This window comes from Halobacterium sp. NMX12-1 (assembly GCF_040435975.1).
GTDB lineage: Archaea > Halobacteriota > Halobacteria > Halobacteriales > Halobacteriaceae > Halobacterium > Halobacterium hubeiense.
Genome location: NZ_CP159204.1, coordinates 2047311 through 2072644 on the forward strand (window position 1 = coordinate 2047311; position 25334 = coordinate 2072644).

Sequence of the window (25334 nt, forward strand, 5' to 3'; positions counted from 1 at the left end):
TCGGCGGCAGTGATGAGTCTGTCGTCGGCGCGCGGGCCGGCGGTTAGACGAACTCCAGTTCCTCGGGCGCGTAGGTGACGGCGTCGCGGCCGTAGTCGTCGAAGCGGACGACGACGCGCGGCCCGTCGCTGCCCGGCCGGAGGTCGGTGACGACGCCGTCGTCGCCGAAGTGCTGGTGGCGGTCGTAGCCGTGAACCGCGAGCTTCGCCTTGTCGGCGGACTGCCGCGCGACGCGTACCGGTTGACCGAGGCGCAGGTCTGACGACGATTGTGTCATGTCACTACGTACCACAGTGTCTGTAATGAACGTTTCGGCCATTTCGGCGGTTCGAGCGAATATATTCGGGAGAACACGCTCCCGCGGCGACGGCCAACCCTCGACTGCGATGGCAGCCAAAACACTCGACCTGCGCGAGGTACCGCCGCCCGAGCGCCACCCCAAGATACACGACGCCTTCGAGGAGTTAGACAGCGGCGAGGCGCTGGAACTCGTCAACGACCACGAGCCCAAGCCGCTGTTCTACGAGATGCAGGCGGAAGTCGACTCCTTCGACGCGGACGCCTACGAGGTCGAACAGCGCGGCCCCAGCGAGTTCGTCGCGAAACTCCCGAAGGCCTGACCCGGAGACTGCCTCCTGCGTCGTACCCGCCTCACCCGCCGGCAACACGCCGGCACTCCCGACCCACCGCCGGCGCGCGGCGCCCGCGCGTCGGCACTCCCATCACCACGCTTCCCTCTCATCACCACACTTCCATCTCCTCACCACACTTTCCTCACCTCCGCTGCGCCACACTCGGCGCCACATTCGGCGCCGCGCACGGCCGGTCAGTCGGCGTCGTCGCGCTCGTCGCCGGCTGCTTTCTCCATCGTGACGCGGTGCGGGGCGTAGCCGCGGCGCTCGTAGAGGCGGCGCGCGGCCTCGTTGTCCCACAGCGCCTCGACGGCGAGCACGTCCGCGCCCGCGTCGCGAAGCTGCCGCTCGGCGTAGTCCAGCAGCGCCGAGCCGACGCCCTCGCCGCGGGCGTCCGCCACCACGTAGAGGTTGTCCACGACGCCGCGCGTGGCGTCCGTCTCGAAAAAGCCCGTCTCGACGTGGAACATCACGAACCCGACCGGCTGGCCGCCGCGCCGGACGACCGCGCAGTCGCCTGTGTGGACGTACTGCGCGACGAGGTCGCGGGCCTGCTCGCGGTTCTCCGCGGCGCGCAGGTGCGACCCGTGCGCGCGCTGCTCGCGGGCGAGAGCGATCCACAGTTCCGTGACGGCCGCGACGTCGTCCCCCGTTGCAGTCGTCACCTCCATCCGCGTCCCCCCACGGCCGGTGTCGTCGGCGCCGCCGTCATCGAAGCGCCTCCACCGCCGGGAGCGACTCGCCCGTGAGCAGTCGGAGTGCGGCGCCGCCGCCGGTGCTGACGTGCTCGAACCCCGAGAGGCCGAACTGCCGGATGGCCGCCGCCGTGTCGCCGCCGCCGACGATGGTGTAGTCCGCGCGCGTCGCCGCCTCGAAGACGCCGCGCGTGCCGTCCGCGAACGCCGCCTCCTCGAAGACGCCCGCCGGCCCGTTGAGAATCGCGGTGCCGGTCGATTCGAGGACGTCGGCGTACGCGGCGACCGTGTCGCTGCCGACGTCCTTGAGGGGTTCGTCGCGCCCCGGCGGGAGCTCCTCGACGCCGAGTTCGACGCGCTCCCCGTCGCGCTCGACGGCGACGTCCTCGGGCACGTGGATGTGGTTGCCGTACTCGTAGAGGAGCGCGTCCGCGCGCTCGATTGCGGCCTCGTAGCCGCGGTCCTGAATGAACTCCGTGCTCGCGCGGCCGACGTCGACGCCGGCCGCCGTGAGGAAGACGTTCCCGACGACGCCGGTGACCAGCACGTCGTCGGCGAGGTCGTTCGCGAGCGCGTGCTCGACGACCGTCACGGAGTCCGGGACTTTCGCGCCGCCGACGACGTACGTCCGCGGCGTCGGCGTCTCCTCGATGGCGCCGAGCACGTCCAGCTCGGTCTCCATCACGCGGCCCGCGTAGGACTCCAGTCGCTCGGGGAACCCGACCAGCGACGGCTGCGAGCGGTGCGCGGCCGCGAACGCGTCGTTGACGTACGCGTCCAGCACGGGGGAGAGCCGCGCGACGAGGAACGTCTCCGCGGCGCGCTCCGGTGAGAACTCCATGTACTCCTCGCTGTAGAAGCGCGTGTTCTCCAGCAGGACCGCGGTGCCCGCGTCGAGGGCGTCGACGGCGTCCCGCGCCTCCGCGGAGAACGTCGCGTCGCAGTACGAGACCGGGTTATCGAGCAGTTCGTCGAGCCGGTCGGCGTGGGCTTCGAGGCGCTCGAACTCGTCGCCGCCCGGCCGCCCCTGGTGGGCGAGAATCGCGACGCGCGCGCCGCGGTCGAGCAGTTCGTCGAGCGTGTCCACGTGCGCCCGGAGGCGGGCGTCGTCGGCGAGCGTTCCGTCCTCGGCCAGCGGGCTGTTGATGTCGACCCGCACCCCGACTGCGGCGTCCGCGGCGTCGAGGTCGTCGAGGGTCCGTATCGCCATGTGGTGGGACCGAGAGAAGCGGCGGGCATAGGCGTTTCTGTACGTCGCGGCCAGTCACGCGCCCGAATTCGGGTATTCGGACGCGAGTAAACGTCGGCGGCGTGCGCTCGGGGTCGGTTGTGGGATGGGACGTGGCGGCGAGTCCGTGGACGGCAGACGGACTGATACTCCGCTATCAGACCGGCTGACACGCCGGCGTCAGACCGGCTGGCACTCGGGACAGAGCAGTTGGCCGTTGACGTCCACGAGTTCGTGGGCGAGGCCGCCGCAGCTCTCGCAGACCCCCTGCTCGCTGTAGCTGTCCGCCGAGGGCGCTTGCTCGCTGCCCGTCGGCGGCGTGGACGGGGCCGCGGGCGCGCCGCGGAGCTGTTTCTCGACGGTCGGCGCGACGTCGCGGGCTTCCACGACCCCGTGGACGCCGTCGTCGTCGGTGACGAGCACGCGCGGGTCGCCCGTCCGCCCCATCAGGTCGGCAGCGTCCGCGACCGAGGCGTCCAGCGACAGCGACTCGGGCGGGCCGTCCATCACGTCCGCGGCGGTGACCGCGTTCGGGTCGTGGCCGTCCAGCAGCGCGTCCATCACGGACTCGGCGGTGACGACGCCGACCGGCTCGGTGCCCCGGAGGACGACCGCGCTGTTGGTGTTCTCCGCCCGCATCAGTTCCACCGCGTCGAGGAGTTCGTCGGACTCGCTGACGCCGACGAACTCCTGTGAGAGCACGTCCCTGAGCGCTAACTGCGTCATGTGAACACGTAGCACGCAGTCGGGCTAAAAGGTATCCCCACAACGCGTATGAGGGGCGGCAGCGAAGGTCTGTGGGACCGATGCGGCGCGCCAGCGGGATGGTCGTCGCGCGTCCGGTGGCCGCGTGACTGTCATCGTGGAGCCGTGACTGTCACCGCGGTCCCGTACCTGTCGCCGCGAGAGGAGGACGTGGCAGCGCTGACGGCGCCGAACCGCGGGATTCAACACCGCTGCCTCCCCTCGCGTGTAGCAATGACCATCCCGTCGTTCGCTATCGGCATCGCCGGGGGCACGGGCGCCGGCAAGACGACGGTAGCGCGCGAGATTACCGACAACGTCGAGGAGGCGGCCACCCTCATCCCGCTGGACAACTACTACAAGGACCTCAGCCACATGGACTTCGAGGAGCGGGCGACCGTCAACTACGACCACCCCTCGGCGTTCGAGTGGGACCTCCTGCAGGAACACCTCGACGCGCTGCTCTCCGGGCAGGCCGTCGAGATGCCCCAGTACGACTTCTCCGAGCACCTCCGAAAGGAGGAGCGAGTCACCGTCGAGCCCACCGACGTCATCGTGCTGGAGGGGATTCTCGCGCTCTACGACGAGGACGTCAACGACATGCTCGACCTCCACATCTACGTCGAGACCGACGCCGACGTCCGCATCCTCCGGCGCATCGAGCGCGACGTCGTCGAGCGCGGCCGCGAGCTGGAGGGCGTGATGGACCAGTACCTCTCGACGGTGAAGCCGATGCACGAGCAGTTCATCGAACCCACGAAGAAGGACGCCGACATCATCATCCCGGAGGGCGCCAACGCCGTCGCGGTCAACCTCCTCGAAGAGAAAGTGCAGGCCGAGAGCTCCGAGATGGCGGAGTGGGCGGTGCGCGGCGACGAGGAGCGCTACGAGCGCGAGTTCACGGACGGCGACGCCGACGACGACAACGAGGCGGAAACCGACGCGAGCGCGCCCGAGAACTCGGAGTAGCGCGGGAAGCGTGAGTGCGCGGTAGTTCTGTCGTCGGTACGGAGGAGAATCGACTGTCGCCGGCCTACCGCTCGGGCGGGTGGTAGTCCCAGACGTTCGCGCGGCGCAGGCCGTCGCCGACCGCCTTGTGGAAGTCCACCTTCGTCTCGAAGGTGTCCTCCTCGACGTGTTCGAAGATTTCCTCGACGGAGAGCACCTTCTCGTGGTTGACGCGGACCGGCCAGTCGCCGAACTCCTCGACGAACGCCGATTTCTCCAGCGGGAAGTCGTCTTCCTCGTCGGTCATCTTCGAGAGGACCGCCATGTCGTAGTTGCGGCCGCCCTCGCTGCCCTTCTCGCCGTCGGGGTCGTGGACCCAGTCCCGGCCCGAGGGGTCTTCCATCTCTGCCATACCCGTGACGTTCGCCGCCGGCCCCAAAACCGTTTCTCAATCCGCGCAGGGGTTTTCGACTGCTCGGGCGACGAGTCGCGGAGAAGTCAGCGGTGAGGCTGGGATTTGAACCCAGGAGGCTGACGCCACCGGTTTTCAAGACCGGCGCAATAGGCCGCTCTGCCACCTCACCACGCGAGCGGTCGTACGACGAGTGGACGGTTGAAACTGTCGTTGTCCGGCAGTCGGGGAGTCCCCCGCCCCCGGATTTCGAGTGTTCGATGGTGGAGCAGTGGGCGGCGATTGCACTCGGGGTGGTTTGTTGCGACGGGAACACGCCCACCCCGTTTTGCAAGTGTTCTCGCGAGAAATTCGGGGAGCGACGACGGCGCCGGACGGACGGCCGTTCGAAGCGATAGAGGAATTAGGCGATAGAGCGCTAATTACGCGCGGTTTATCGAGGTTATCGAGGCGCAGGATGTGGCAGGAGCCTCGGGGAGAAACGAGTGAAACAGACCGAACACGCGAAACTACCGAAACGATAGAACCGAGGGTATTATAGTGGACGGGCAGAAAGCGACTCGCAAGCGATGAAGACGCCGTTCCGCGACCGCGTCGAGCTGTTCACCAATAAGGACGTCCTCAAGGACCACTACGAGCCGGAGGAAATCCTCGAACGCGACGAGGAAATCGACCAGTACGCCAACGCCCTCCAGGACGTCGTGGACGGCTGGGAGCCGGACAACGTCTTCGTCTACGGGAAGACCGGCGTCGGGAAGACCGCGGTGACGCGGTACATGATGGACGCCCTCGAGTACGAGGCCGAGGAGCGCGAGGGCGTCGACGACGTGGTGAGCGTCGAAGTGAACTGTCACCACCACCCGTCGTCGTACCAGGCCGCCATCGCGCTCGTGAACGAACTCCGCGCGGACACCGACCGCGACCCGCTCACGACGGGGCTATCGACCTCGGACGTCCTGAACGCGCTGTTCGACGAAATCGAGGCGCGAGAGGGTACCGTGCTCATCGTGCTGGACGAAATCGACAACCTCGGCGACGACGACATGCTGCTCTACCAGCTGCCGCGCGCGAAGACGAACGGCAACATCTCGGACTCGCAGGTCGCGGTCGTCGGCATCTCGAACGACTACACGTTCCGCAACGACCTCTCGCCGAAAGTACAGGATACACTCTGCGAGCGCGAAATCAAGTTCCCGCCGTACGACGCCAACGAACTCGTCACGATTCTCACCGACCGCGCCGAGCGCGGCCTCCGCGGGGACGTTCTCGAAGACGGCGTTATTCCCCAATGCGCAGCCCTCGCTGCTCGCGACCGCGGGAGCGCGAGGCAGGCCATCGACCTCCTCCGCGAAGCCGTCAACGTCGCCGTCGAGGACGGCCGCGAGGTCGTCTCCGAGGAAGACGTGGACACCGCAGTCGAGCGCGTCGAGCGCGGCCGCATCAAGGACTCCATCAAGGACCTCACGACCCACGGCCAGTACGTCCTGCTCGCGGTCACGCAGATGTCTGTCAGCGGCGAGACGCCGGCTCGCGCGAAGGAACTCTACGAGGTCTACGAGGAGGTCGCTGCCGAGTACGCCGCCGAACCCCTGAGCCAGCGCAGCGTCCACGACCACCTCAACGACCTCTCGATGCTGGGGTTCCTCCGCCAGCACGACCGCAACTACGGCCGCGGCGGCGGGCAGTTCTTCGAGTACGAACTCGACGTCGACGCCGAGATGGTCCGCGAGGCGATGGCCGACGAAGCCGAGTAGCGGGTTCCGTCTTCTTCCTCCACTTCTCTCCACTTCCCATCTCCATCTCGCCTGTACTACTTATTCCACACCACCTATTCCACCTATTCCACCTACTCAATCGCTTTCCGCCGCATCCTCGCTGCTAGTTCTCTCTCGAACATTCGAAAACCGGGGTGGGGGAGACTCTCATCCCCTCGCTCTCGACGCTCCCCACTAGCTTCGCGCTGACTTCACTTGCAAAACGGGGTGGGGACCCTCGCCCGAAGACCCTCGTCGCTCTCGAACAACACTTGCAAACGGGGGTCCCCGGGGACGAGTCCCGGGAAGCTCACTCGCGGACGAGCACGCGCTCGCCGTCCTCCTCCTCGACGCGGAGGCCGAGGTCTTCGACGTACGCGGTCGTGAACGCGGGGACGACGCGGCCCGCGGCGCGGCGCGCGCGCAGTTCCGTGACCAGCGAGACGAGGTCGTCGCCAGTGCGGACGCGCGTCTGCTCGTGGAGGAAGTCGACGTCGTGGCCGGCGTCCACCGCGCGCGCGGTCACGTTCTCGATTTCTGGTGCGTCCCACGCGCCCTCGAAGTCGATGGGCTCGCGGAAGCCAGCGAAATAGAGGCTGCCGCCCCGGGCGGGGCCGACGACGACAGGGTTCCGACGGAGCTTCAGCGCCGCGCTGTCGACGTGTTTGCGCGCGACCAGCGGCGCGTCGGGTTCGAGGACGGCGACCGACGCCACGTCCTCGGCGTCCAGCAGGTGCGTGACCGTGTTCCCGACGCGGGCGTGCTTCGACGACCCGACCTGCACTTCGACGCGCGCGTCCGCCGCTTCGTCCTCGTCGAGCACGTCTTCGACGAGATTCCTGACCTCCCGCTCGGCGTCCGCCCCCTCGGGGACGTGTTCGTCGGGGAGCAGGTCGTCCGGCCGGTAGTTCACGAGGAGGTCCCCGCCGCTGTCGGTCACCGCGCGGAACGCGTCGGCGGCCATCGCCTCGTACAGCGAGACGGCTTCGCGCTCGGAGAGCGGCGACGTGGCTGCCAGTTCCGGGAGTACGAGTCCTTCCCGCGGCGGGTCGACGGGGACGGCGACGACAGTCATACGTGGTCCTCTGTCCGGGGGACGCTTGAACGCCGCGGTACGGCGGCCTCGTTCGCGCCGCCGACTAGCCGACGCGGGGCGCGCTCCGTCACCGCCCGCGTCGCCCCTTCGTCTGCCGGTAGTCGGTGTCGAGCAGGTCGAGGAAGAACTCGACGTACTCCTCGCGCTGGGCGTCGGTCTGGTCCGCGGGGTGAATCATCGGCGCGAGCTCGAACCCGCGCCCGCGAATCGTCGTCGCGTGGCACTCCTCGACGTCGAGGTCGTCGGCGGGCGTGGTGGTGTACTCTTTCCCGAGTTCCGTCAGCGCGCGCTGGCCGACCGGCACGAGCACCTCCGGATTGATAATCCGGATGTCGGCGTTCAGGTACGGCTCGCAGGTCGCGACCTCCTCGTCGCTGGGCGCGCGGGCGGGGTGGCGACACCGCGACAGGTACGTCAGGTAGGCGTTGTCCAGCTCGGGCTCGTCGCTGGACGGCAGCGAGTAGTTCAGGCCGACGCTCCCGAGGACGTGCTGGAAGCGCTCGCCCGCCTCGTCGCCCGTGAACGGGACGCCGGTCTGCTCGGCGCCCTCGCTGGGGGCTTCGCCGACGAACACGAAGTCCGCGCCGACGTCGCCGTAGCCGTGGACGACGCGCTCGCGGACGTCGCAGAGCCCGGGACAGTTCCGGCAGTCCTCGTCCATCCCGTAGGGGTTCTGCGGGCCGTCCTGGTGGGCGTCCATCTGGTCGGGAGTGAGGCCCGCGCGCAAAAAGCCGCTTCGCTCGGCCGCGAACACTTACTTCCGCGCTCGGTCGTCGCGAGGCGGGTCGTCGCGGAGCGCGTGGAGGTGTTCGTCGCAGACGGTGGCGGTGGCCTCCGTGACCTCGTAGGCGACGGTGGAGACGAGCGCGGCGTCGTCGCGCCGGCAGTCGGGCACCCACTGCGGGAGCGCGTAGAAGCCGTCCCGGTCGCAGAACGCGCAGCCGTCGACGCCCCGCCAGCGGCCGCGTTCGAGGCTGCGGCCGAACTCCGCGCGCTCGCAGTTCACGCAGAGCGCGCCGACGCGGACGCCGCCGACGGTGTCGACGACCGCGCGGTTGTAGCCCGCGGGTTCGCCGCACGCGATGCACCGGTGGCCCATCGCCGTGAGGACGCGCGGCCGCCGGCATAAGCCTGACTAAGAGGCCTATAGACCACTCTGTTCGGCGCTCCCGTCGGTGAGTTTCGCCCACCCGGAAAAACGGACTACCGAGTCGGTTGCCGAGCTACTCGTTGCGCGGGCTGCTCGGGTGGTAGTCGGTGTCGTACTCGCCGGGCCGGCCGTCCAGCCGGTCGGGGTTGATGCGGCCGCCCAGCAGCATGAAGTCCAGCATCGTCACGTTCAGCATCGCTTCGACGACCGGGACGCCGCGCGGCGGCAGCACGGGGTCGTGGCGGCCGACGACCTGAATCTCTTTGTCCTCGCCGGTCTCCCAGTCCACCGTCTGCTGTTTCTTCGGAATCGACGTGGGCGCGTGCAGGGTGACTTCGCCGTAAATCGGCTCGCCCGTCGTAATCCCGCCCTGCAGGCCACCGTGGTCGTTCTCGACGGGAACCGGCTCACCGTCCTCGTCGAACTCCCAGTCGTCGTTGTGCTCCTTCCCAGGAATCGTCCGGGCGTCGCGGCCGCGTCCGAACTCGAAGGCCGTGCTCGCGGGCACCGACAGCATCGCCTGCCCGAGTCGGGCCTCCACGGAGTCGAAGCGCGGCGCGCCGAGTCCGCGCGGTACGCCCCGAATCTCGAAGTAGATGGAGCCGCCGATGGAGTCGCCGCGCTCCTGGTAGTCCTCGACGAGCTCCTGCATCTCCTCGGCGGTCTCGGGGTGCGCACAGCGCACGTCGTTGTCCTCGGTGTGTTCGAGCATCTCCTCGAAGGACACCTCGGGCGCTTCAATATCGCCAATCTGGTTGACGTGGGCTTTCACCTGCACGCCCTCGTGCTCCAGCACTTTCTTGGCAATCGCCCCCGCCGCGACCCAGTTGACGGTCTCACGGGCCGACGAGCGCCCGCCGCCGCCCCAGTTGCGCGTGCCGAACTTCGCGGAGTACGTGAAGTCGCCGTGGGAGGGCCGGGGCGCGGTGACGAACGGCTCGTACTTCCCGGACTCGGCGTCCTTGTTCTGGATGGTCATGCCGATGGGCGTGCCCGTGGTGTAGCCGTCCTGAATCCCGGAGTTGATGGTCACCTCGTCGGGTTCGCCCCGCGACGTGGTAATCATCGACTGCCCGGGCTTGCGGCGGTCGAGCTCGCGCTGAATCGTCTCCTCGTCGAGTTCGAGGCCCGCCGGACAGCCCGAGACCACGACGCCCATGCCGGGGCCGTGGCTCTCGCCGTACGTCGTCACCTGGAACAGTCGCCCGAACCGATTGCCGTTCATTACCGGAGCATACGTCCCGAGGGGCTTATGGCTTGCAGTCCGCGCAACCGCTCCCGCCCCGACTGCCCCGCGCCGACCATGCGAACAGATTCGGGAGTCGGCTTTCCCGCGTGGGCGTGCTACATATTCACAATGGCTGCCACGACGCCGACAGCGACGCGGTGTGGGTGTGCGCGACCGCGCGACTGCGTGGACCGCCGCACCGGCAGGTACCTCACGGCGGTCTACTGGCTCGCCGCGGGCGAGGACCGCTCGCGGGTCAGCACGGGCGCGGTCAGCGACCGCCTCGGCGTGACGCCGGCGACGGTCACCGAGACGTTCGCCGAACTCGCCGCGGCCGACCTCCTCAACTACGAGAAGCACGCCGGCGTGCGGTTGACCGAGCGCGGCCGGGCGGTCGCCGGCGAACTCGCGTACCGCCAGTGCGTCGTCCGCACGTTCTTCGCGGCGGAACTGGGCGTCGAGTTCGGCGCCGACGAGGGCTACCAGTTCGGCTACGTGCTCCCGGAGAGCGGCGTCGAGACGCTACGCGCTCGCGTCGACCACGCGCCCGGCGACTGCCGCGACACTGCGACCGACACCGACTGCCTCTGCGAGGCGCGCGCGAACTGATGCCGGGCCTCGAAGTCCACGACGTTCCGGACGGCGTCGATCCCGACGCGTGGCACCTCGACGTCACCGGCGCCGTCGCGAGCGAGCTAACGTTCGACCGCGAGGACCTCCGAGCGCTCCCCGTAGAGACGTTCACGGCGGACTTCACGTGCGTCGAGGGGTGGGTCGCCGAGGACCTCTCGTGGCGGGGCGTCCGCGTCGGCGACGTGCTCGACCGCGTGGCCCCCACGGCGGCGGCCAGCCACGCGCTCGTGCACGCGATGGACGGCGAGTACGCCTGCTCGTTCCCCCTCGACGACCTCGCGGACGCCGTGCTCGCGCTGGAACTCGACGGCGCCGCGCTCCCGGTCGAACACGGCGGCCCCGCGCGCCTCGTCCCGACGGGCGAGGCGGACTGCTGGGAGAGCGTGAAGTGGGTCGCGGAGCTGACCGTCACCGAGTCCGCGCCCGAGGACGCCGACACCGCCGAGTCCATCGCGCTGTCGCGAGTCGGGTAGCCCGCCGACCGCGAACATATTCGACTCTGTTGCTATTCGGTCGCGGGCGCTGTGTCCGCGTATGCACTCGACTATCGACGTCACCGACACCGACCGCGAACAGCGCCGCGAGCGCGTCTTCGACCGCCTCGACGACGCCGAGGTGGGGGAGACGGTCGCGCTCATCGCCGACCGCGACGTCCACCCGACGCTCTCCCAGTACGCCATCGCGCGGGACGCCGCGCTCGACCGCTCCTACGAGCAGACGGGGCCGGAGTGGGAGGTCCGCGTCACGAAGCGACCGCCCGAGGAAGCCGACGACCCCTACGCGTTCGACGTGCGGAACCTCCCGCCGGCGCGCCGCCACGCCGTCCTCACGGACACGTTCGACCTGCTCGAACCCGGCGAGTCGTTCGTGCTCGTCAACGACCACGACCCCGAGCCGCTCTACCACGAGCTCTCCTCGACGCACGGCGACGTGGTCGGGTGGTCCTACGAGCAGGAGTCAGCCGGCGAGTGGCGCGTCGAAATCTCGAAGACCGGCGAGCCGGCGGCCGGCGCGGACGACGGCGCGACCGCGACGTTCGACGTCCGCGAGATTCCCAAGCCCGACCGCCACCCCACGATTCACCACCGGTTCGCGAACCTCGACGCCGGGGACGCCCTCGACGTCATCGCGCCCCACGAGCCGAACCCGCTGCGCCGGGAGTTCCGCCAGCAGTACGGCGACGGCTTCCAGTGGGAGGTCCGCGAGCGCGACCCCGGCGAGGTCCGCGTCCGCATCACGAAGACCGACGCGGACGGGGACCGGAGCGAACCGGACGACGCGAACGCGGACGAAAACGCCGACGCCGACACCGAGGACTTGACCGTCGTGCAGGAGTTGGACGTCCGCGACCGGCCGCCCGCCCAGCGCCACGAAGCCATCTTCGACGCGTACGCCGACCTCGACGCGGGCGAGGCGTTCGTGCTCGTCAACGACCACGACCCGAAGCCGCTGTACCACCAGTTCGAGGCCGAAGCCGGCCCCGAGTTCCGCTGGGAGTACCGCGCCCGCGACCCCGGCGAGTTCCGCGTGCTCGTCGGGCTCGCCGACGCCGCGGACCCGCAGTCGAGTCCGCCCGAGGACGTGGAAGCGCCGTTCTGACGCGCTCGCTTACCGCTCGACGGCCGCGCCGAGGTCGCCGAGCGCGTCGAAGAAGTCGGGGAAGGAGACGTCCACGTGCTCGCCGCCCTCGATGGTCGTCTCGCCGTCCGCGACGAGCGCGGCGACCGACAGCGCCATCACGATGCGGTGGTCGCCGCGGCCGTCAACGCGCGCCCCCGAGAGGTCGCTGTCGCCGCCGTGGACGACGAGTTCGTCCTGTCGCTCCTCGACGGCCGCCCCGAGTTTCGCGAGTTCTTCGGCCATCGCGGACACGCGGTCGGTCTCCTTGTAGCGGACGTGCTCGGCGTCCGTAATCGTGGTCGTGCCCTCGGCGGCCGCGCCCAGCACCGCGATGGTCGGCAGGAGGTCGGGGGTGTCAGCGACGCCCACCGTGATGCCGTCGAGGTCGCTGCGACCCACGACGATTTCGCCGTCGTCCTGCCGCCACTCGATGTCCGCGCCCATCTGCCGCAGGACGTCCACGATTGCGGCGTCGCCCTGCTCGCTGGGGTGGGCGCCCTCGACGACGACTTCCTCGCCGCCCGCGAGCGCGCCCGCCGCCAGCAGGTACGACGCCGACGAGAAGTCCCCGGGGACCGCGTACTCGCCGTCCGCGGGCTCGTAGGTCTGCCCGCCCGGCACCCGGTAGCCGTTCTCGCGCTCCTCGGCGGTCACGCCGAACGACTCCAGCACGTCCAGCGTGATGTCGACGTACGGCGCGGACTTCAGCTCGGTCGTCAACTCGATTTCGACGCCCTCGTCGGTGAGCGCGCCCGCCATCAGCAGCGACGTGACGAACTGCGAGGAGACGTCGCCCGGCATCTCCACGCGCCCGCCCTCAATGGGGCCGTCGACAATCAGGGGTGCCTGTCCGTTCCCGCGGGTCGAGCGCGCGCTCCCGCCGAGGTCCGCGATGGCGTCCAACAGCGGGCCCTGCGGCCGCGAGCGAAGTGACCGGTCGCCCGTGAGGACGGTCGTCCCGTCGGCGAGCGCGGCCGCACCGGAGACGAGTCGCATCGTCGTCCCGGAGTTCGCGCAGTCGATGACGTCCGCGGGGACGTCCGGCGCGCCACCGAACCCCGTAATCTCCCAGTCGGCCTGCACGCGCTCGGCGTCGCCGCCGAAGTGATCGACGGCGCGCGCGGTCGCCTTCGTGTCCGCGCTCACGAGCGGGTTCCGCACGAGCGCGCCCCCGGCGTACCCCGCCGCGAGGAGCGCGCGGTGCGTGTAGCTCTTCGACGGCGGGGCGCGAGCGGTGCCCGAGACTCGGGAGTTCCCGACAGTGACGTCCATGGGCGAGGCGACGGCGGCGGCCGCCATCAGGGTTCCGACGCCGGCGACTATGCACGGCAGTGAACGCCCACCACGACATCGACGTGACTTCCTGAAAGCCTCGGCGCTCACTCTGAACGGCCCCGCTATCCCGGTGACCACCGGAGCGGCGACTGATTCGCCGGCTGAAACTGGGTGGTAGGCGAATCCGTATCTGAACACCGCCGACGGCCCGGTGCAAACAGTTATAGTGGCGAGCGACAACTATCACTCGAACTGTCTATCGCTCGTTGCGGGCGACAAAAGCCGTCGCCGGATTTCGTCCGGCGAGTAATCAAATCCCGCAGTCGCAACCCACGCGCAATGCCAGAACTCCCCAACAAATCGCTGTCGGCCGCAGCCACTAGTGTTCAACCGAGCGACCCGAACGCCGGCGACACACCGCGACGCCGCCTCAAACGACCGGTTGGCTATACTAGCGACGTAATCGTTCGCCAAGAGTTCGGCCTCACTGACGTGGCGGGCCTCGAGGACGTGACAATCGAGCATTACGGCCCTGGAACGAATCGGGCGATAAACTCACTGCTCGTCCCGGTAGCAGGCGGCCCCAACAGCCGTGCGGCTGTGGCGCTGGCGAGTAGTATCGCTTCGGAGTGGGGCGCCTCGATTACACTTCTGACAGTCATCTCGGAGGACACCACAGACGACCAGAGACGAGACGCTGGCCGACGGCTGGATACGTACACCGACGTCGTGACCGGCAGTACCGTCGAGACGGCCCTCGTTCGCAGCGACGATGTTGTCCCGACGATAGCAGCGGAAAGCGACACACACGAACTCCTCGTGATTGGCGCGTCCGAGCGGTCACTGTTCGAGCGATTTTTCCGCGGGTCGGTTCCCAACGAGCTCAGGCAAGAAACACACGCACCGATATTCGTGGTCAGCCAATAGGGCCGTTCTGAGGGAGTCTCACTGCTCCCGAACCGCCGGTGCGTCCCGGACGCACTCACCACACCGAAGCGACGCCTCGGTCGGTAACTCGGGGTGAGAGACTCTCTCAGGGAGGATACGAGCCGATTGGGGCGCGGTGAGCTTCGCCGAGCCCCTCGCGATACCCAGTACGGGACGTTTCCCGGCAGTGTGTCGGTTCTCTGGTCTCTCGCTTTCCGGCCCGCGGATGGCCGGAGGCGGTAGGATTTTGCGGCGGCCGCGACGACTCCCCGGCATGGACCGCGACTTCGCGCGCCTCGACGAGTTCCTCGACGAGCAGGGACTGGACGGGTACGCCTTCCACGACGACGGCTCGAACAGCGACCTCTACTACGTCACCGGCTTCGACGCGCCGGACCCGTACTTCGCCGTCTACACGCCCGAGGAGACCGCCGTACTGGTCTCCTCGCTGGAGTACGGCCGCGCGAAACAGGAGAGCCGCGCGGACACGGTCAAGCGCCACGCCGACTACGACTACCGACAGAAGCACGCCGAGCACGGCGAGCGCGAGGCGGAGGCGCTGATGGCCGCGGAGTTCCTCGCGGACGTCGGCTGCGAGTCGCTGGCCGTCCAGGAGCGGTTCCCCGTGGGTGCCGCGGACCTGCTCCGCGAACAGGGCGTCTCCGTCGAGCCGGACGAGGACGGCGTCGTCACGGACGTGCGCGCGACCAAGACCGACGAGGAAATCGAGCACGTGCGGACCGCCCAGGAGGCCAACGAGGCCGCGATGGCGCGCGCGGAGGAACTCATCAGGGGCGCCGACGTCGGCGAGGACGGCGTCCTCCGCCACGACGGCGACGCGCTCACCAGCGAGTTCGTCAAGCAGGAAATCGAAATCGAGTTGCTGCGCCACGGCTGCGCGCTCGACGAGACAATCGTCGCCTGCGGCCGGGACGCCGCCGACCCCCACGACCGCGGGAGCGGGCCGCTGGAGGCGGGCGAGTTCGTCGTCGTGGACATCTTCCCGCGGGACAAGGCATCGAAGTACCACGCGGACATGACGCGGACGTTCCTCGTCGGCGACCCCACCGACACCCAGCAGGAGTGGTACGACGTCACCCACGAGGCGATGCGGGCCGCGCTCGACGCCGTCGAACCCGGCGCGACCGGCGAGGACGTCAATCAGGCGGTCGTGGACGTCTACACAGACCGCGGCTTCCCCACCGTCTACACGGACCCCGAGACCGAGACGGGGTTCATCCACTCGACGGGCCACGGCGTCGGCCTCGACGTCCACGAGCAGCCGTCGCTCTCGCAGGGCGGCGAGGAACTGCGCCCCGGCCACGTCATCACCATCGAACCCGGCCTCTACGACCCCGAGGTGGGCGGCGTGCGCATCGAGGACATCGTCGTCGTCACCGAGGACGGCTACGAGAATCTGACGGACTACGAGATTTCGCTCGCGGCGTGACCTACTCGCGCTCGCGCTCGCCGGGCGTCGGGCGCTCGCTGGCCAGCCGAATCGAGTAGTTCACCAGCGACTCCATGCGGTCCAGCGACTCCATCGCGGACACCAGCTCCGGGCTGTCACCGGCAGTCGCGCGCGCCGCCTCCAAGTCCTCCCGGAGCACGTCGATGGACTCCAGCAGGTCCGAGGACAGCAGGTTCGTCAGCTCGATGAGGTGGTCGCCGCGCTGGACGTCCTCGTCGTCGACGACCGTCCGGAAGTGCACGGAGAGCCCGTCTTCGGAGGGGAACGCCCGCACCTCGAAGGTCTTCTCGAGGGGGCGGAAGTGCTCGCGGAACGTCACCGGCTCCTGGGCGGCCATCGCGCGGTGGTACTCCGTGTAGAAGTCCGTGCCGACCGCGCCCGGGAACGCGTCCCAGACGTTCTCCCCGATGACGTCGTCGGCGTCTACCTCCAGAATCTCCTCGGCGGCGCTGTTGACGTACGTGAACCGCCAGTCGCGGTCGAGCGCGAAGAAGCCGTCCGTGATGCGCTCGTAGACGTTCCGCGCGAGGTCGTTCAGCATCGCGACGTCCTGCTCGGCCCGGTAGGACGCGGCGGCGTCGTGGCACGCCTCGGCCAGCGCACCCATCGGATCGTCCTCCTCGTCGTCGCGGACGTAGTCGGTGACGTCCAGCGAGATGGCGTCGCTGGCTATCGAGTCGGCGTCCGCCGTCTCGTAGACGACCACCGGGACCGCGGGGTCGGTGTCGCGCACGAGCCGCAGGAGCCGCAGGCCGTCCGTCCCGTCGGTCGCGTGTGCGACGGCGATGCAGTCGACGGCCTGCTCGGAGAGCACGTCGAGAGCGTCGGCCGCGGAGGAGAGCGCGGTCACTGTCAGCGGCGCGTGCTCGGGGAGCGCGCGCTCGGCCGCCGCGCGCGTCCGCTGGTGCGCGCTGACGAACAGGACGTTCAGTTCACCCATGACGGGGGTTCGTCGGCTTGTAGGGCCGCCCGCGGGTTAGTCACTTGTGGCTTCGTCGCGGGTCTGGAGGTCGTGGAACACCGCGAGGAAGTCCTCGTCGTCGAGGTCGGCGACGCGCTGGTCGAGCTCCGAGCGGAGCTCGCGGATGTCCTCGCAGAGCTTCTGGTAGCGGTCGTCGCCCGCGAGTTCGGCGTCGGTCTTGGTCGTCTCGATGGTCGCTCGCTTGGACGCCAGCGCGAAGTACCGCTGGACCTCCTCGTTGTACAGCGAGCGCGCGAGCAGCTGCTTGACGAGCGCTTCCAGCTCGTCGCGCTCGACGGGCTTGACGACGTACGAGTCGAAGCCGAGTTCGAGCGTGTCGAAGTCGGGGTCGACGGCGGTCACCATCGCGACCTGACAGTCGATGCCGCGCTCGCGGATGGTGTCGAGGACGTCGTCGCCGGAGCGCTCGGGGAGCCGGCGGTCCAGCAGGACGACGTCGACTGCCTCGTCGAGTTCGTCGAGCGCGTCCGCGGCGCTGTACGCCGTTCGCACGTCGTAGCTGTCCGCCAGCCAGTCGGCGAACAGGTCCGCGAGTTCGCGCTCGTCCTCGACGACGAGCACCGTCGCCGGTTCGGGCATCTCTGTCTGACCAAGTTCGTCGGTTCGGTTAACTCTTTCCCGCCGCGTCCCGGGTCAGTCCGCCGACGGCAGGCGGATGCAGACGGTGTTCTCGTCGGGCACGGCGACCGTGGCGCCGCAGTGGCGGGCGAGCCAGTAGACCGTCCACAGCCCGATGCCGGAGCCGTGCTGGAGGGATTCCTCGGTGACGCCGGCGAGCGCGCGGCGCTCGTGCTCGGGAATCCCGGGGCCGTTGTCGGACACCCGGACGTCCACGAGGTCGTCGCCGTCGGCCGCGAGCGTCACGCGGGGCGGGTCGCTGTCGTTGTGCTCGACGGCGTTCGTCAGGAGTTCGCGGACCGCCAGCCGGAGCCGGGCGTCGACCTCGGCGCTCGCGTCCACGGCGTCCTCGAAGACGGCCTCGGGGTGTTGGGAGCGGGCTCGCTGGAGTTCCGCGTCGAGGAGGTCGTCGAGGGGCGCGGTGTTCGCGTCGTCCTCGCCGAGCACGCGCTCGACGACGCGGGCCTTCTCGCTGACCGCCAGCAGGTCTTCGGCCGCGGACACGATACTGTCGATATCGGCGTCGTCGTTCCGGTCGGCGAACCGCTCGGCCCGCCCGAGCACGACGTTCAGGGAGTTCCGGACGTTATGCCGGAGGACGCGGTTCAGCACGCGCAGGCGCTGGTCGCGCTCCTCGCGGGCGGTGACGTCGCGCGCCACGAGGACGTAGCCGCCGTCGCCCAGCGACGTCATCGACAGCTCCTGTGGGTACGTGCGGCTGTCCTCGCGGCGCGCGAGCACTTGCCCGTGCCAGTGGTCGTCGCTGTCCCCGTTGGCGTCCAGCTCCTCGAAAACATCTCGGAGGCGGTCCTCGGCGCTCTCCGGGTAGTACTCGCGCCAGTGGGTGCCGGCGACGCCGCCGTCGGTCCGGTACTCCTCGCGGAAGGCGTCGTTGGCGTAGACGACTCGCCGGTCGGCGTCGAGAACCGCGACGCCGTCCATCGCGGCGTCGAGCGCGCGCTTGAGCCGGACCTGGACGCGGGAGCGGTGGCGCGCCCGCTCGCTGTACGTCCCCGCGACGGCGGCGCCGAGCGCCCCGACGCTCGTGTGCTGGACGAACACGTGGTCGACCGTCGTCCCGTCGCCGTACCCGCCGACGAACATCGTCCAGAGGCTGAGCGCGAGCACGCCGCCCGCGCCGCCGACCGCCCACGCGGCGACGGTCGTGGCGCGCGCCCGGTCCCGCCCGCGGTACCGGAACCACACGCCGTACGCCAGCAGCGCGACCGACGGCCCCACGGTGGTCGCGACGACGACCGGCTGGTGGTGCCCGTGGTCCCCGAAGTGAGCGACAGCAGCCGCCGTGAGCACCGCTCCGAGGCCCGCGACGAGCCAGTCGAGGGCGGATTGCTCGCTCGGTTCGCTGGCGTCTAACTGCGGCACGGGCGACCGGAACCCGTGGGGGCATAAAAATCCACGCGTCGAATTATCAGCGGCGGAAATCGGGGCGGTTCGGCGCCGCTGCGCGGGCGGCGTGAACGAACTGCTTTTGCCGGGGCGGCCGCTATCCGAATCCGATGGACGTACTCGTGGTGGGGGCCGGCGACGTCGGCCGCTGGTTCGCGGAGCTGGTCGACGCGCCGGTGACGTTCACCGACGTGGACGCCGAGCGCGCGAGAGCGGCCGCGACGGAGCTCGACCGCCGAGCGGCGGCCGTCCCGCTGGACACCGAGGAGTCGTTCGGTATCGTCGCCGTCGCCGTGCCGATGGGGGCGGCCGTCGACGCCATCGAGCGCCACGCCGGCCGCGCCGAGCAGGCGGTCGTGGACTTCACCGGCGAGATGCGCGCGCCGCTTTCGGCGATGGCGGAGACGGCGCCCGCCCGCGAGCGCGTGAGCTTCCACCCGCTGTTCGCGCCCGAACACGCGCCGGGCCGCATCGCGGTCGCGGAGAGCGCGCCCGGGCCGGCGACCGACCGCGTGCGCGAGTGGCTCGACGCCGCTGGCAACGACCTCGTGGACGTCGGCGCGGCCGAGCACGACGACGCGATGGGGACGATTCAGGGGCGGGCGCACGCCGCCGTGCTGGCGTTCGCGCTCGCGGCCGACGACGTGCCCGAGGAACTCGCCACCCCGGTCTACGAGGACCTCGCGGCGCTCGCCGAGCGCGTGACCGGCGGGAACGCCCGCGTGTACGCCGACATTCAGGACGCCTTCGGCGGCGCGGACGACGTGGCCGCGGCCGCACAGCGGCTCGCCGACGCCGACCGCGAGGCCTTCGAGGAGGTGTACGAGGATGCCGGTCGATAGGGCGGCGATTCTGGACTCGGCGAAGTACCTGCGGGACGTGCGGCCGCTTGACCCCGACGAACTCCGGGAGTACGTCGCCGACCAGCCACACGAGGCGGTCGTCCGGCAGGTGCTGCGCGAGCACGCCGCCGACCTCGGTCTCGTGGAGCGCGAGGACGGCACGTTCGTCCCCGCCAGCGACGAGCCAGTCCACCCTGACTTCGACGGCGTGGACGCGCTCCCCCGGCGGTACGAGCGCGTCGTCGAGGACCTGTTAATCGAGCAGTGGGGCGGCGACTGGCACCGCGGCGACTCCGGGAAGCGCCTGAGGGAGACGATTCGGCGCTTCAAGGAGCAGTACTACCGCCAGCACGCCGTCGAGTACGACGAGGAGGTCGCGCTCGGGTACGCAATCTACCACCTCGCGACGTACTACGCGGCGATTCAGTACGCGCTCGCGGACCTCGCGGCGGGCGGCGTGCTCTCCGGGGACCTCCGCGTGCTGGACGTGGGCGCGGGCGTCGGCGGCCCCGCGCTCGGTCTGTTCGACTTCCTGCCCGACGACGCGCTCGTGGAGTACCACGCCGTCGAACCGAGCGACGCCGCGGACGTGCTGGACGAACTGCTCGACGAGACCGGGCGGAACGTCCACCCGACGATTCACCGCGAGACCGCCGAGAGCTTCGACCCCGACGGCGAGTACGACCTCGTGCTGGCGTGTAGCGTACTCAGCGAACTCGACCAGCCGGTCGAAACCGCCCAGAAGTACGTGGACGCGCTCGCCGAGGGCGTTCCCGAGAGCGAAGCGACCGGGAGCTCGTCGCGCGAGCGACGCGAGTGCGACGGTGGGACGTTCCTCGGGCTCGCGCCCGCGGACAAGAACACGAGCACGCACCTCCGCGAGGTCGAGCGAACACTGGAAGAACGGGGGGCGACCGTCTACGGGCCGACGCCGCGACTGTGGCCGGGCGAGCGCCCCAGCGACCGCGGCTGGACGTTCGACGAGCGCCCGGACGTCGCGGTGCCGAGCTTCCAAGAACAGCTCGCGGGCGCGAGCCAGCGCCCCTCGGAGTTCTACCACACCGACGTACGGTTCTCGTACTCGCTGCTGCGCACGGACGGCGTCCGCCAGCACGACGTCTCGCTGTCCGCCGACCGGCTGTTGAAGCTCGCGGACGCCGACGACCGCGTCACCGACCGCGTGGACGCGGTGCTGGCGAAGCTCTCCCGGAACCTCGCCGAAGACGGGAATCCGCTGTTCAAGGTCAGCGACGGCAGCGAGCGCGAGGACTGTTACGCGGTGCTCGTGCGGCCGACGAGCCTCAACCGCGACCTCCAGCGCGCGGACTACGGCCAGTTGCTCTCCGTGGAGTCGGCGCTCGTGCTCTGGAACGACGACGAGGAGGCGTACAACCTGGTCGTCGACGAGGAGACGGTCGTCGACCGCGCGTAGGGCCCCGGACGGGTCGTCGCGTGAGCCGGTATTTTATGCTGGTTCGTCCGCGAGAGCGACGTATGACACTGGAAGGTCTCGACGACCTCGACAAGCAGATACTGCACGCGCTTCAGGAGGACGCCCGCAGCACGTCCTCGCAGAACATCGCCGACAGCGCGGGGGTCTCCGCGAGCACGGTCCGCAACCGCATCCAGCGACTGGAGGAGCGCGGGATACTGCGGGGCTACCACGCGGACGTCGACTACGAGCTGTCCGGCTACCAGCTGTACACGCTCATCGTCTGTACGGCGCCCGTGACGCGCCGCGAGGAGCTGGCGGCGCAAGCGCTGAGCGTGCCGGGCGTGGTGCGCGTCGAGGAGGTGATGACGGGCTCGGAGAACGTCCACGTCTCCGCCGTAGGGACCGACAGCGACGACTTGAGCCGCATCGGCCGCGACCTCGACGACCTCGGGCTGGAGGTCGTCGACGAGGACCTCATCCGGAACGTCCACTCCGGCCCCTACGAGGGCTTCGACACCGGCGTATCGGACGAGGAGTGATTATATTCCTTATATTTTGACGACTTAGCAGAAAGTCCGGTTATTTTATGCGGTTCCGTCCGGTACGAGTGGGTGAGTAGCGACACCCGAAGCGGCGGGTGCGCTCACCAACGCACATGAGTTCATCCGAACACGCGACAGACCGGACGCGGCAGGGGGAGGACGCGGTATTCGTCGTCGGCGGGGGCGCCGTCGGTCGCGCGGTCGCCGACCGACTGGCGGCCGACGGCGAGACGGTGACGCGCGTCGACCGGTCGCCGACGACCGACCCGCCACCCGGACAGACCGTCCGGACAGTCGACGCGCTGGACGCCCACTCGCTGCGGGGGGCCGGCCTCGACGACGCGACCACGGTGCTCGCTCTCGAACCCGACGACGCCACCAACCTCCTCGTCGCACAGCTCGCGCGCACCACGTTCGGCGTCGAGCGCGTGCTCGTCCGAACGAACGACCCCGACAGAGCGTCCGCCTTCGAGCTCGGCGGCGTCGAGACCGTCGACGCCGCCGCGGCGCTCGCCCGCGCCGTCGCCGACCGGTGGTAGCGTGCGGGCGAACGGCCGCTCTGTCGAGCGCACAGCGCGACGACCACCCCGTCTCACACTGACTCTCTCATGAAAACACTCGAACGAGACCTCGGCCTCGGCGCCGTCTTCGCCATCAGCGTCGGCGCCATGATCGGCAGCGGCATCTTCATCCTCCCCGCGCTCGCGCTCGGCATCGCGGGTCCCGCGGTGATAGTGGCGTACCTGCTGGCCGGCCTGCTCGTCGTCCCGGCCGCCCTCTCGAAGTCCGAGATGGCGACCGCGATGCCGGAAGCCGGCGGCACCTACCTCTACATCGAGCGCGGCATGGGGCCCGTGCTCGGCACCATCGCGGGCGTCGGCACGTGGTTCTCGCTGTCGTTCAAGAGCGCGCTCGCGCTCGTCGGCGGCGTCCCCTACCTCGTGTTGCTGTTCGACCTCCCCGTCAAGCCCGTCGCGCTCGGCCTCTCGGCGTTCCTCATCCTCGTGAACCTCCTCGGCGCGAAGCAGACCGGCCGCCTGCAGGTCGTCATCGTCTCCGTGATGCTGGCGGCGCTGGGCTGGTTCGTCGCCGGCAGCGCCACCAAGACCCAGCCCGAGAACTACCAGAACTTCTTCACCGGCGGCGTCGAGGGCCTGCTCGCGGCGACCGGCCTCGTGTTCGTCTCCTACGCGGGCGTCACGAAGGTCGCCAGCGTCGCCGAGGAGGTCGAGGACCCCGGGAAGAACATCCCCATCGGCATCCTCGGGTCGCTGGCGTTCACCACCCTGCTGTACGTCGGCATCGTCGCGGTGATGGTCGGCGTCACCGAGGCCGGCAGCGTCGCCGGCTCCGCCACCCCGGTCGCGGTCGCCGCGGAGGTCACGCTCGGCCAGTGGGGCGTCTACGCGGTCATCGGCGCGGCGCTGCTCGCGCTCGTCTCCACCGCCAACGCCGGCATCCTCTCGTCGTCGCGGTACCCGTTCGCGATGAGCCGCGACCAGCTCGCGCCGCCCACGTTCGCCGAGATTCACGAGCGGTTCGGCACGCCCACGACCGCCATCACGCTCACGGGCGCGGTCGTCCTCGCGCTCATCGCGTTCGTCCCCATCCTCGAAATCGCGAAGCTCGCGAGCGCGTTCCAGATTCTCGTGTTCGTGCTCATCAACTTCGCGCTGGTCGCGTTCCGCGAGGGCTCGACCGAGGGCTACGACCCCGAGTTCGAGTCGCCGCTGTACCCGTGGATGCAGGCGTTCGGCGTCCTCAGCGGCGTCGTGTTGCTCACCCAGATGGGGTGGGTGCCGCTCGTCGGCGCGGTCGTCATCACCGTCGGGAGCGTCGCGTGGTACTTCGTCTACGCTCGCTCGCGCATCCGCCGCGAGGGCGCCGCCACGGACGTCATCCGGCGGCGGCTCGGCCGCGACGTGCTCACGGAGACCGAGGCGTTCGTCGACGGCGAGTTCGCCGACGAGGAGACGCCGGAGGTGCTGGTCGCGCTCACCCGGGAAGCCGACACCGAGCGGGAGCGCGCGCTCCTGTCACTGGCCGCCGACCTCGTCCGGCCGGAGGGCGGCCGCGTCGTCGTCGTTCGCTTCGACGAGGTGCCCGACCAGGCGCCGCTGGACCACGCCGCGGAACTGCAGTCGCCCGCGGACGTCCGCTTCGAGGAGCAGGCCGGCGACCTCGCCGACGAGTTCGACGTCGACGTCGAGTACGGCGAAATCGTCAGCCACGACACCAAACACGCCATCGTGAACTACGCCGAGCACCGCGGTGTCGAGGCCATCGTCGCCGAGCACGAGCGCCTCCGCCTGCGGTCGCGGCTGCTCGGCGACCCCATCGACTGGGTCGTCCGCCACGCCCACTGCGACGTGTTGCTCGTGGAGAACCGCGGCTACGACGACCCCCAGCACGTCGTCCTCGAAGGGGACGGCGGGCCGTTCGACCCGGCTTCGGTCGTCGTCGCCGACGCGATTGCGGGCGAAACCGGCGGCCACGTCACGCTCCGCTCCCCGCTGGGCGACGACCTGCCGGAGACGCGCACCGAGACGATTCGAGCCTACCAGAGCGAACTCGCGGGGCTGCTGTCCGCGCCGGTCCGAACGCGCGACCGGTCGGCCGACGGCACCGACCCCGACGTCGTGATTCGGACGGGCGTACAGAGCCGCGTCCGCGGCGGGCGCGGCGACTACTCGCCGAGCGCCGCCGACTCCACCGAGGTCACGGTCTATCCCCGGGAGTCGCGACGGCCGGGGTTCGCGCGCCGGGTCGTCGAACGCCTCGTGTTCTGACCGGCGCCGACACGCTTTTTCCGCGGCGGGGTGACTCCCCGCGTAATGACAGCCGCGCCGCCGGTGGTCCCGCGATGAGCGAGGAACCCGAGATTCTGGTCACGAACGACGACGGCATCGACGCGCCGGGGATTCGAGCGCTCGCGGAGGGCCTCGACGACGTCGGGAACGTGACGGTCGTCGCGCCGACGACGGACAAGAGCGCGACCGGCCGCGCGATGTCCCACGAGGTCACCGTCGAGGAGCACGAACTCGGGTACGCCATCGACGGGACGCCGACCGACTGCGTGGTCGCGGGGCTGGAAGCGCTCGGCCCGTACCCGGACGTGGTGGTCGCGGGTGTCAACGAGGGCGCGAACCTCGGGATGTACGTGCTCGGGCGGTCGGGCACCGTCAGCGCGGCCGTCGAGGCCGCGTTCTTCGGCGTGCCCGCAATCGCGTCGTCGCTGTTCCTCACCGAGGCGGACTTCGGCGAGCCGACGGAGCCCTCGGACTACGAGGCCGCCGTCGAGGCGACCACGTACCTCGTCGAGCACGCCCTCGACGCCGGCGTGTTCGAGCACGCCGACTACCTGAACGTGAACGCGCCCCACCCGGGCGCGGACGCCTCCGGCGAGATGGTCGTCACGCGCCCCTCCCACGGCTACGACATGACCGCCGACCGCGACGGCGGCACCATCACGCTCCACGACCGGATGTGGGACCGGATGGACGAGGGCGACATCCCCGACCCGCCGGGGACGGACCGCCGCGCGGTCGTCGACGGCCACGTCTCCGTCTCGCCGCTCACCGCGCCCCACACCACCGAGCACCACGAGGCGCTGGACGCGCTCGCGGAGACCTACGACTAACCTTCCTCATTAACCCTCGCAGCCAGCTATTTATGGCGCGCGTGGGAATGTCACG

General features: G+C 69.8%; 27 protein-coding genes and 1 tRNA gene. 14 read left to right on the forward strand and 14 right to left on the reverse strand.

Going from position 1 to position 25334, the window contains the following annotated elements; translation table 11 throughout:
- Positions 1-43: 43 nt before the first annotated feature.
- Positions 44-277 carry a hypothetical protein gene (locus ABSL23_RS12485; protein ID WP_059056963.1) on the reverse strand — a complete coding sequence of 78 codons (234 nt, stop codon included), beginning with the start codon at positions 275-277 and terminating at the stop codon, positions 44-46.
- 109 nt (positions 278-386) lie between these two features.
- Here ABSL23_RS12485 and ABSL23_RS12490 point away from each other — a divergent pair, with 109 nt between their 5' ends.
- Complete coding sequence (locus ABSL23_RS12490) at positions 387-620, forward strand: DUF2249 domain-containing protein (protein ID WP_059056964.1); 234 nt, start codon at positions 387-389, stop codon at positions 618-620.
- Between the two features lie 206 nt (positions 621-826).
- Here the strand turns inward: ABSL23_RS12490 and ABSL23_RS12495 are convergent, their stop codons facing one another.
- The 3 genes from ABSL23_RS12495 to ABSL23_RS12505 form a co-directional block, all read right to left on the reverse strand.
- Positions 827-1303 (reverse strand): GNAT family N-acetyltransferase, encoded by a 477-nt coding sequence (locus ABSL23_RS12495; protein ID WP_353633959.1) that lies wholly within the window; start codon positions 1301-1303, stop codon positions 827-829.
- Between the two features lie 37 nt (positions 1304-1340).
- Positions 1341-2537, reverse strand: coding sequence for a phosphoglycerate kinase (gene pgk, locus ABSL23_RS12500; RefSeq protein ID WP_353633960.1), 1197 nt, complete (start codon positions 2535-2537; stop codon positions 1341-1343).
- Between the two features lie 198 nt (positions 2538-2735).
- Positions 2736-3281: a CBS domain-containing protein gene (locus ABSL23_RS12505; RefSeq protein ID WP_353633961.1), complete on the reverse strand. Its 546-nt coding sequence runs from the start codon at positions 3279-3281 to the stop codon at positions 2736-2738.
- A gap of 252 nt (positions 3282-3533) precedes the next feature.
- Between ABSL23_RS12505 and udk the strand changes: the two genes are divergently transcribed.
- Positions 3534-4268, forward strand: a complete 735-nt coding sequence (gene udk / locus ABSL23_RS12510) for a uridine kinase (protein WP_353633962.1) — start codon at positions 3534-3536, stop codon at positions 4266-4268.
- Positions 4269-4332: 64 nt separating this feature from the next.
- Here udk and ABSL23_RS12515 read toward each other — a convergent pair whose 3' ends face one another.
- Positions 4333-4659: a DUF5785 family protein gene (locus tag ABSL23_RS12515; protein WP_082687196.1), complete on the reverse strand. Its 327-nt coding sequence runs from the start codon at positions 4657-4659 to the stop codon at positions 4333-4335.
- A 90-nt stretch (positions 4660-4749) separates the two neighbouring features.
- A tRNA-Ser gene (locus ABSL23_RS12520) sits at positions 4750-4831 on the reverse strand.
- 397 nt (positions 4832-5228) lie between these two features.
- On the opposite strand from ABSL23_RS12520, the gene ABSL23_RS12525 reads away from it, so the two are divergent.
- Positions 5229-6413 (forward strand): orc1/cdc6 family replication initiation protein, encoded by a 1185-nt coding sequence (locus tag ABSL23_RS12525; RefSeq protein ID WP_059056969.1) that lies wholly within the window; start codon positions 5229-5231, stop codon positions 6411-6413.
- A 310-nt stretch (positions 6414-6723) separates the two neighbouring features.
- Here ABSL23_RS12525 and ABSL23_RS12530 read toward each other — a convergent pair whose 3' ends face one another.
- From ABSL23_RS12530 to aroC, 4 genes are all read right to left on the reverse strand, one after another.
- Positions 6724-7488: a DUF2064 domain-containing protein gene (locus ABSL23_RS12530; protein WP_353633963.1), complete on the reverse strand. Its 765-nt coding sequence runs from the start codon at positions 7486-7488 to the stop codon at positions 6724-6726.
- Between the two features lie 88 nt (positions 7489-7576).
- The gene (locus ABSL23_RS12535) at positions 7577-8209 is read right to left on the reverse strand and encodes a uracil-DNA glycosylase family protein (RefSeq protein ID WP_353633964.1); all 633 of its coding nucleotides are present in this window, start codon (positions 8207-8209) and stop codon (positions 7577-7579) included.
- Between the two features lie 54 nt (positions 8210-8263).
- Positions 8264-8608, reverse strand: coding sequence for a hypothetical protein (locus ABSL23_RS12540; RefSeq protein ID WP_353633965.1), 345 nt, complete (start codon positions 8606-8608; stop codon positions 8264-8266).
- Positions 8609-8732: 124 nt separating this feature from the next.
- A complete protein-coding gene (gene aroC / locus ABSL23_RS12545) occupies positions 8733-9884 on the reverse strand; it encodes a chorismate synthase (RefSeq protein ID WP_353633966.1) in 1152 nt (383 codons plus the stop codon).
- Positions 9885-10016: 132 nt separating this feature from the next.
- Between aroC and ABSL23_RS12550 the strand changes: the two genes are divergently transcribed.
- From ABSL23_RS12550 to ABSL23_RS12560, 3 genes are all read left to right on the forward strand, one after another.
- Positions 10017-10496 carry a metal-dependent transcriptional regulator gene (locus tag ABSL23_RS12550; protein WP_353633967.1) on the forward strand — a complete coding sequence of 160 codons (480 nt, stop codon included), beginning with the start codon at positions 10017-10019 and terminating at the stop codon, positions 10494-10496.
- Entirely contained in the window at positions 10496-10993 is a 498-nt protein-coding gene (locus ABSL23_RS12555) for a molybdopterin-dependent oxidoreductase (protein WP_353633968.1), read from the forward strand. The genes ABSL23_RS12550 and ABSL23_RS12555 overlap by 1 nt, the downstream gene beginning before the upstream one ends.
- A gap of 61 nt (positions 10994-11054) precedes the next feature.
- Positions 11055-12119, forward strand: a complete 1065-nt coding sequence (locus ABSL23_RS12560) for a DUF2249 domain-containing protein (RefSeq protein ID WP_353633969.1) — start codon at positions 11055-11057, stop codon at positions 12117-12119.
- A 9-nt stretch (positions 12120-12128) separates the two neighbouring features.
- Here ABSL23_RS12560 and aroA read toward each other — a convergent pair whose 3' ends face one another.
- Positions 12129-13412: a 3-phosphoshikimate 1-carboxyvinyltransferase gene (gene aroA, locus ABSL23_RS12565; RefSeq protein ID WP_353633970.1), complete on the reverse strand. Its 1284-nt coding sequence runs from the start codon at positions 13410-13412 to the stop codon at positions 12129-12131.
- Between the two features lie 342 nt (positions 13413-13754).
- On the opposite strand from aroA, the gene ABSL23_RS12570 reads away from it, so the two are divergent.
- Together ABSL23_RS12570 and ABSL23_RS12575 are read left to right on the forward strand one after the other, a co-directional pair.
- Positions 13755-14342, forward strand: coding sequence for a universal stress protein (locus tag ABSL23_RS12570; RefSeq protein WP_353633971.1), 588 nt, complete (start codon positions 13755-13757; stop codon positions 14340-14342).
- A gap of 274 nt (positions 14343-14616) precedes the next feature.
- Positions 14617-15792 (forward strand): Xaa-Pro peptidase family protein, encoded by a 1176-nt coding sequence (locus ABSL23_RS12575; RefSeq protein ID WP_353633972.1) that lies wholly within the window; start codon positions 14617-14619, stop codon positions 15790-15792.
- Between the two features lies 1 nt (position 15793).
- Here ABSL23_RS12575 and ABSL23_RS12580 read toward each other — a convergent pair whose 3' ends face one another.
- From ABSL23_RS12580 to ABSL23_RS12590, 3 genes are read right to left on the reverse strand one after another with little or no spacing between them, the layout of a single operon-like run.
- The gene (locus ABSL23_RS12580; RefSeq protein WP_353633973.1) at positions 15794-16753 is read right to left on the reverse strand and encodes a PAS domain-containing protein; all 960 of its coding nucleotides are present in this window, start codon (positions 16751-16753) and stop codon (positions 15794-15796) included.
- A 36-nt stretch (positions 16754-16789) separates the two neighbouring features.
- Complete coding sequence (locus ABSL23_RS12585; RefSeq protein WP_353633974.1) at positions 16790-17374, reverse strand: HalX domain-containing protein; 585 nt, start codon at positions 17372-17374, stop codon at positions 16790-16792.
- Between the two features lie 54 nt (positions 17375-17428).
- The gene (locus ABSL23_RS12590; RefSeq protein WP_353633975.1) at positions 17429-18796 is read right to left on the reverse strand and encodes an ATP-binding protein; all 1368 of its coding nucleotides are present in this window, start codon (positions 18794-18796) and stop codon (positions 17429-17431) included.
- A 134-nt stretch (positions 18797-18930) separates the two neighbouring features.
- Between ABSL23_RS12590 and ABSL23_RS12595 the strand changes: the two genes are divergently transcribed.
- The 6 genes from ABSL23_RS12595 to surE all read left to right on the forward strand — a co-directional run bounded on the left by ABSL23_RS12595 (position 18931) and on the right by surE (position 25279).
- Positions 18931-19662, forward strand: coding sequence for a prephenate dehydrogenase/arogenate dehydrogenase family protein (locus tag ABSL23_RS12595; protein ID WP_059056984.1), 732 nt, complete (start codon positions 18931-18933; stop codon positions 19660-19662).
- Positions 19649-21094 (forward strand): class I SAM-dependent methyltransferase, encoded by a 1446-nt coding sequence (locus ABSL23_RS12600; RefSeq protein WP_353633976.1) that lies wholly within the window; start codon positions 19649-19651, stop codon positions 21092-21094. The genes ABSL23_RS12595 and ABSL23_RS12600 overlap by 14 nt, the downstream gene beginning before the upstream one ends.
- Positions 21095-21156: 62 nt before the next feature.
- Positions 21157-21636: an Lrp/AsnC family transcriptional regulator gene (locus ABSL23_RS12605; protein WP_059056986.1), complete on the forward strand. Its 480-nt coding sequence runs from the start codon at positions 21157-21159 to the stop codon at positions 21634-21636.
- A gap of 116 nt (positions 21637-21752) precedes the next feature.
- Positions 21753-22178, forward strand: a complete 426-nt coding sequence (locus tag ABSL23_RS12610; protein ID WP_353633977.1) for an NAD-binding protein — start codon at positions 21753-21755, stop codon at positions 22176-22178.
- Positions 22179-22247: 69 nt separating this feature from the next.
- Entirely contained in the window at positions 22248-24428 is a 2181-nt protein-coding gene (locus ABSL23_RS12615) for an amino acid permease (protein WP_353633978.1), read from the forward strand.
- 74 nt (positions 24429-24502) lie between these two features.
- Positions 24503-25279, forward strand: a complete 777-nt coding sequence (surE, locus tag ABSL23_RS12620; protein ID WP_353633979.1) for a 5'/3'-nucleotidase SurE — start codon at positions 24503-24505, stop codon at positions 25277-25279.
- Positions 25280-25334 lie beyond the last annotated feature (55 nt).

What these genes read in the sequence shown, in the direction of transcription:
- ABSL23_RS12485 (WP_059056963.1), bottom strand. Translation starts at nt 277, where the DNA reads ATGACACAATCGTCGTCAGACCTGCGCCTCGGTCAACCGGTACGCGTC.
- ABSL23_RS12490 (WP_059056964.1), top strand. Translation starts at nt 387, where the DNA reads ATGGCAGCCAAAACACTCGACCTGCGCGAGGTACCGCCGCCCGAGCGC.
- ABSL23_RS12495 (WP_353633959.1), bottom strand. Translation starts at nt 1,303, where the DNA reads ATGGAGGTGACGACTGCAACGGGGGACGACGTCGCGGCCGTCACGGAA.
- pgk (WP_353633960.1), bottom strand. Translation starts at nt 2,537, where the DNA reads ATGGCGATACGGACCCTCGACGACCTCGACGCCGCGGACGCCGCAGTC.
- ABSL23_RS12505 (WP_353633961.1), bottom strand. Translation starts at nt 3,281, where the DNA reads ATGACGCAGTTAGCGCTCAGGGACGTGCTCTCACAGGAGTTCGTCGGC.
- udk (WP_353633962.1), top strand. Translation starts at nt 3,534, where the DNA reads ATGACCATCCCGTCGTTCGCTATCGGCATCGCCGGGGGCACGGGCGCC.
- ABSL23_RS12515 (WP_082687196.1), bottom strand. Translation starts at nt 4,659, where the DNA reads ATGGCAGAGATGGAAGACCCCTCGGGCCGGGACTGGGTCCACGACCCC.
- ABSL23_RS12525 (WP_059056969.1), top strand. Translation starts at nt 5,229, where the DNA reads ATGAAGACGCCGTTCCGCGACCGCGTCGAGCTGTTCACCAATAAGGAC.
- ABSL23_RS12530 (WP_353633963.1), bottom strand. Translation starts at nt 7,488, where the DNA reads ATGACTGTCGTCGCCGTCCCCGTCGACCCGCCGCGGGAAGGACTCGTA.
- ABSL23_RS12535 (WP_353633964.1), bottom strand. Translation starts at nt 8,209, where the DNA reads ATGGACGCCCACCAGGACGGCCCGCAGAACCCCTACGGGATGGACGAG.
- ABSL23_RS12540 (WP_353633965.1), bottom strand. Translation starts at nt 8,608, where the DNA reads ATGGGCCACCGGTGCATCGCGTGCGGCGAACCCGCGGGCTACAACCGC.
- aroC (WP_353633966.1), bottom strand. Translation starts at nt 9,884, where the DNA reads ATGAACGGCAATCGGTTCGGGCGACTGTTCCAGGTGACGACGTACGGC.
- ABSL23_RS12550 (WP_353633967.1), top strand. Translation starts at nt 10,017, where the DNA reads ATGGCTGCCACGACGCCGACAGCGACGCGGTGTGGGTGTGCGCGACCG.
- ABSL23_RS12555 (WP_353633968.1), top strand. Translation starts at nt 10,496, where the DNA reads ATGCCGGGCCTCGAAGTCCACGACGTTCCGGACGGCGTCGATCCCGAC.
- ABSL23_RS12560 (WP_353633969.1), top strand. Translation starts at nt 11,055, where the DNA reads ATGCACTCGACTATCGACGTCACCGACACCGACCGCGAACAGCGCCGC.
- aroA (WP_353633970.1), bottom strand. Translation starts at nt 13,412, where the DNA reads ATGGACGTCACTGTCGGGAACTCCCGAGTCTCGGGCACCGCTCGCGCC.
- ABSL23_RS12570 (WP_353633971.1), top strand. Translation starts at nt 13,755, where the DNA reads ATGCCAGAACTCCCCAACAAATCGCTGTCGGCCGCAGCCACTAGTGTT.
- ABSL23_RS12575 (WP_353633972.1), top strand. Translation starts at nt 14,617, where the DNA reads ATGGACCGCGACTTCGCGCGCCTCGACGAGTTCCTCGACGAGCAGGGA.
- ABSL23_RS12580 (WP_353633973.1), bottom strand. Translation starts at nt 16,753, where the DNA reads ATGGGTGAACTGAACGTCCTGTTCGTCAGCGCGCACCAGCGGACGCGC.
- ABSL23_RS12585 (WP_353633974.1), bottom strand. Translation starts at nt 17,374, where the DNA reads ATGCCCGAACCGGCGACGGTGCTCGTCGTCGAGGACGAGCGCGAACTC.
- ABSL23_RS12595 (WP_059056984.1), top strand. Translation starts at nt 18,931, where the DNA reads ATGGACGTACTCGTGGTGGGGGCCGGCGACGTCGGCCGCTGGTTCGCG.
- ABSL23_RS12600 (WP_353633976.1), top strand. Translation starts at nt 19,649, where the DNA reads ATGCCGGTCGATAGGGCGGCGATTCTGGACTCGGCGAAGTACCTGCGG.
- ABSL23_RS12605 (WP_059056986.1), top strand. Translation starts at nt 21,157, where the DNA reads ATGACACTGGAAGGTCTCGACGACCTCGACAAGCAGATACTGCACGCG.
- ABSL23_RS12610 (WP_353633977.1), top strand. Translation starts at nt 21,753, where the DNA reads ATGAGTTCATCCGAACACGCGACAGACCGGACGCGGCAGGGGGAGGAC.
- ABSL23_RS12615 (WP_353633978.1), top strand. Translation starts at nt 22,248, where the DNA reads ATGAAAACACTCGAACGAGACCTCGGCCTCGGCGCCGTCTTCGCCATC.
- surE (WP_353633979.1), top strand. Translation starts at nt 24,503, where the DNA reads ATGAGCGAGGAACCCGAGATTCTGGTCACGAACGACGACGGCATCGAC.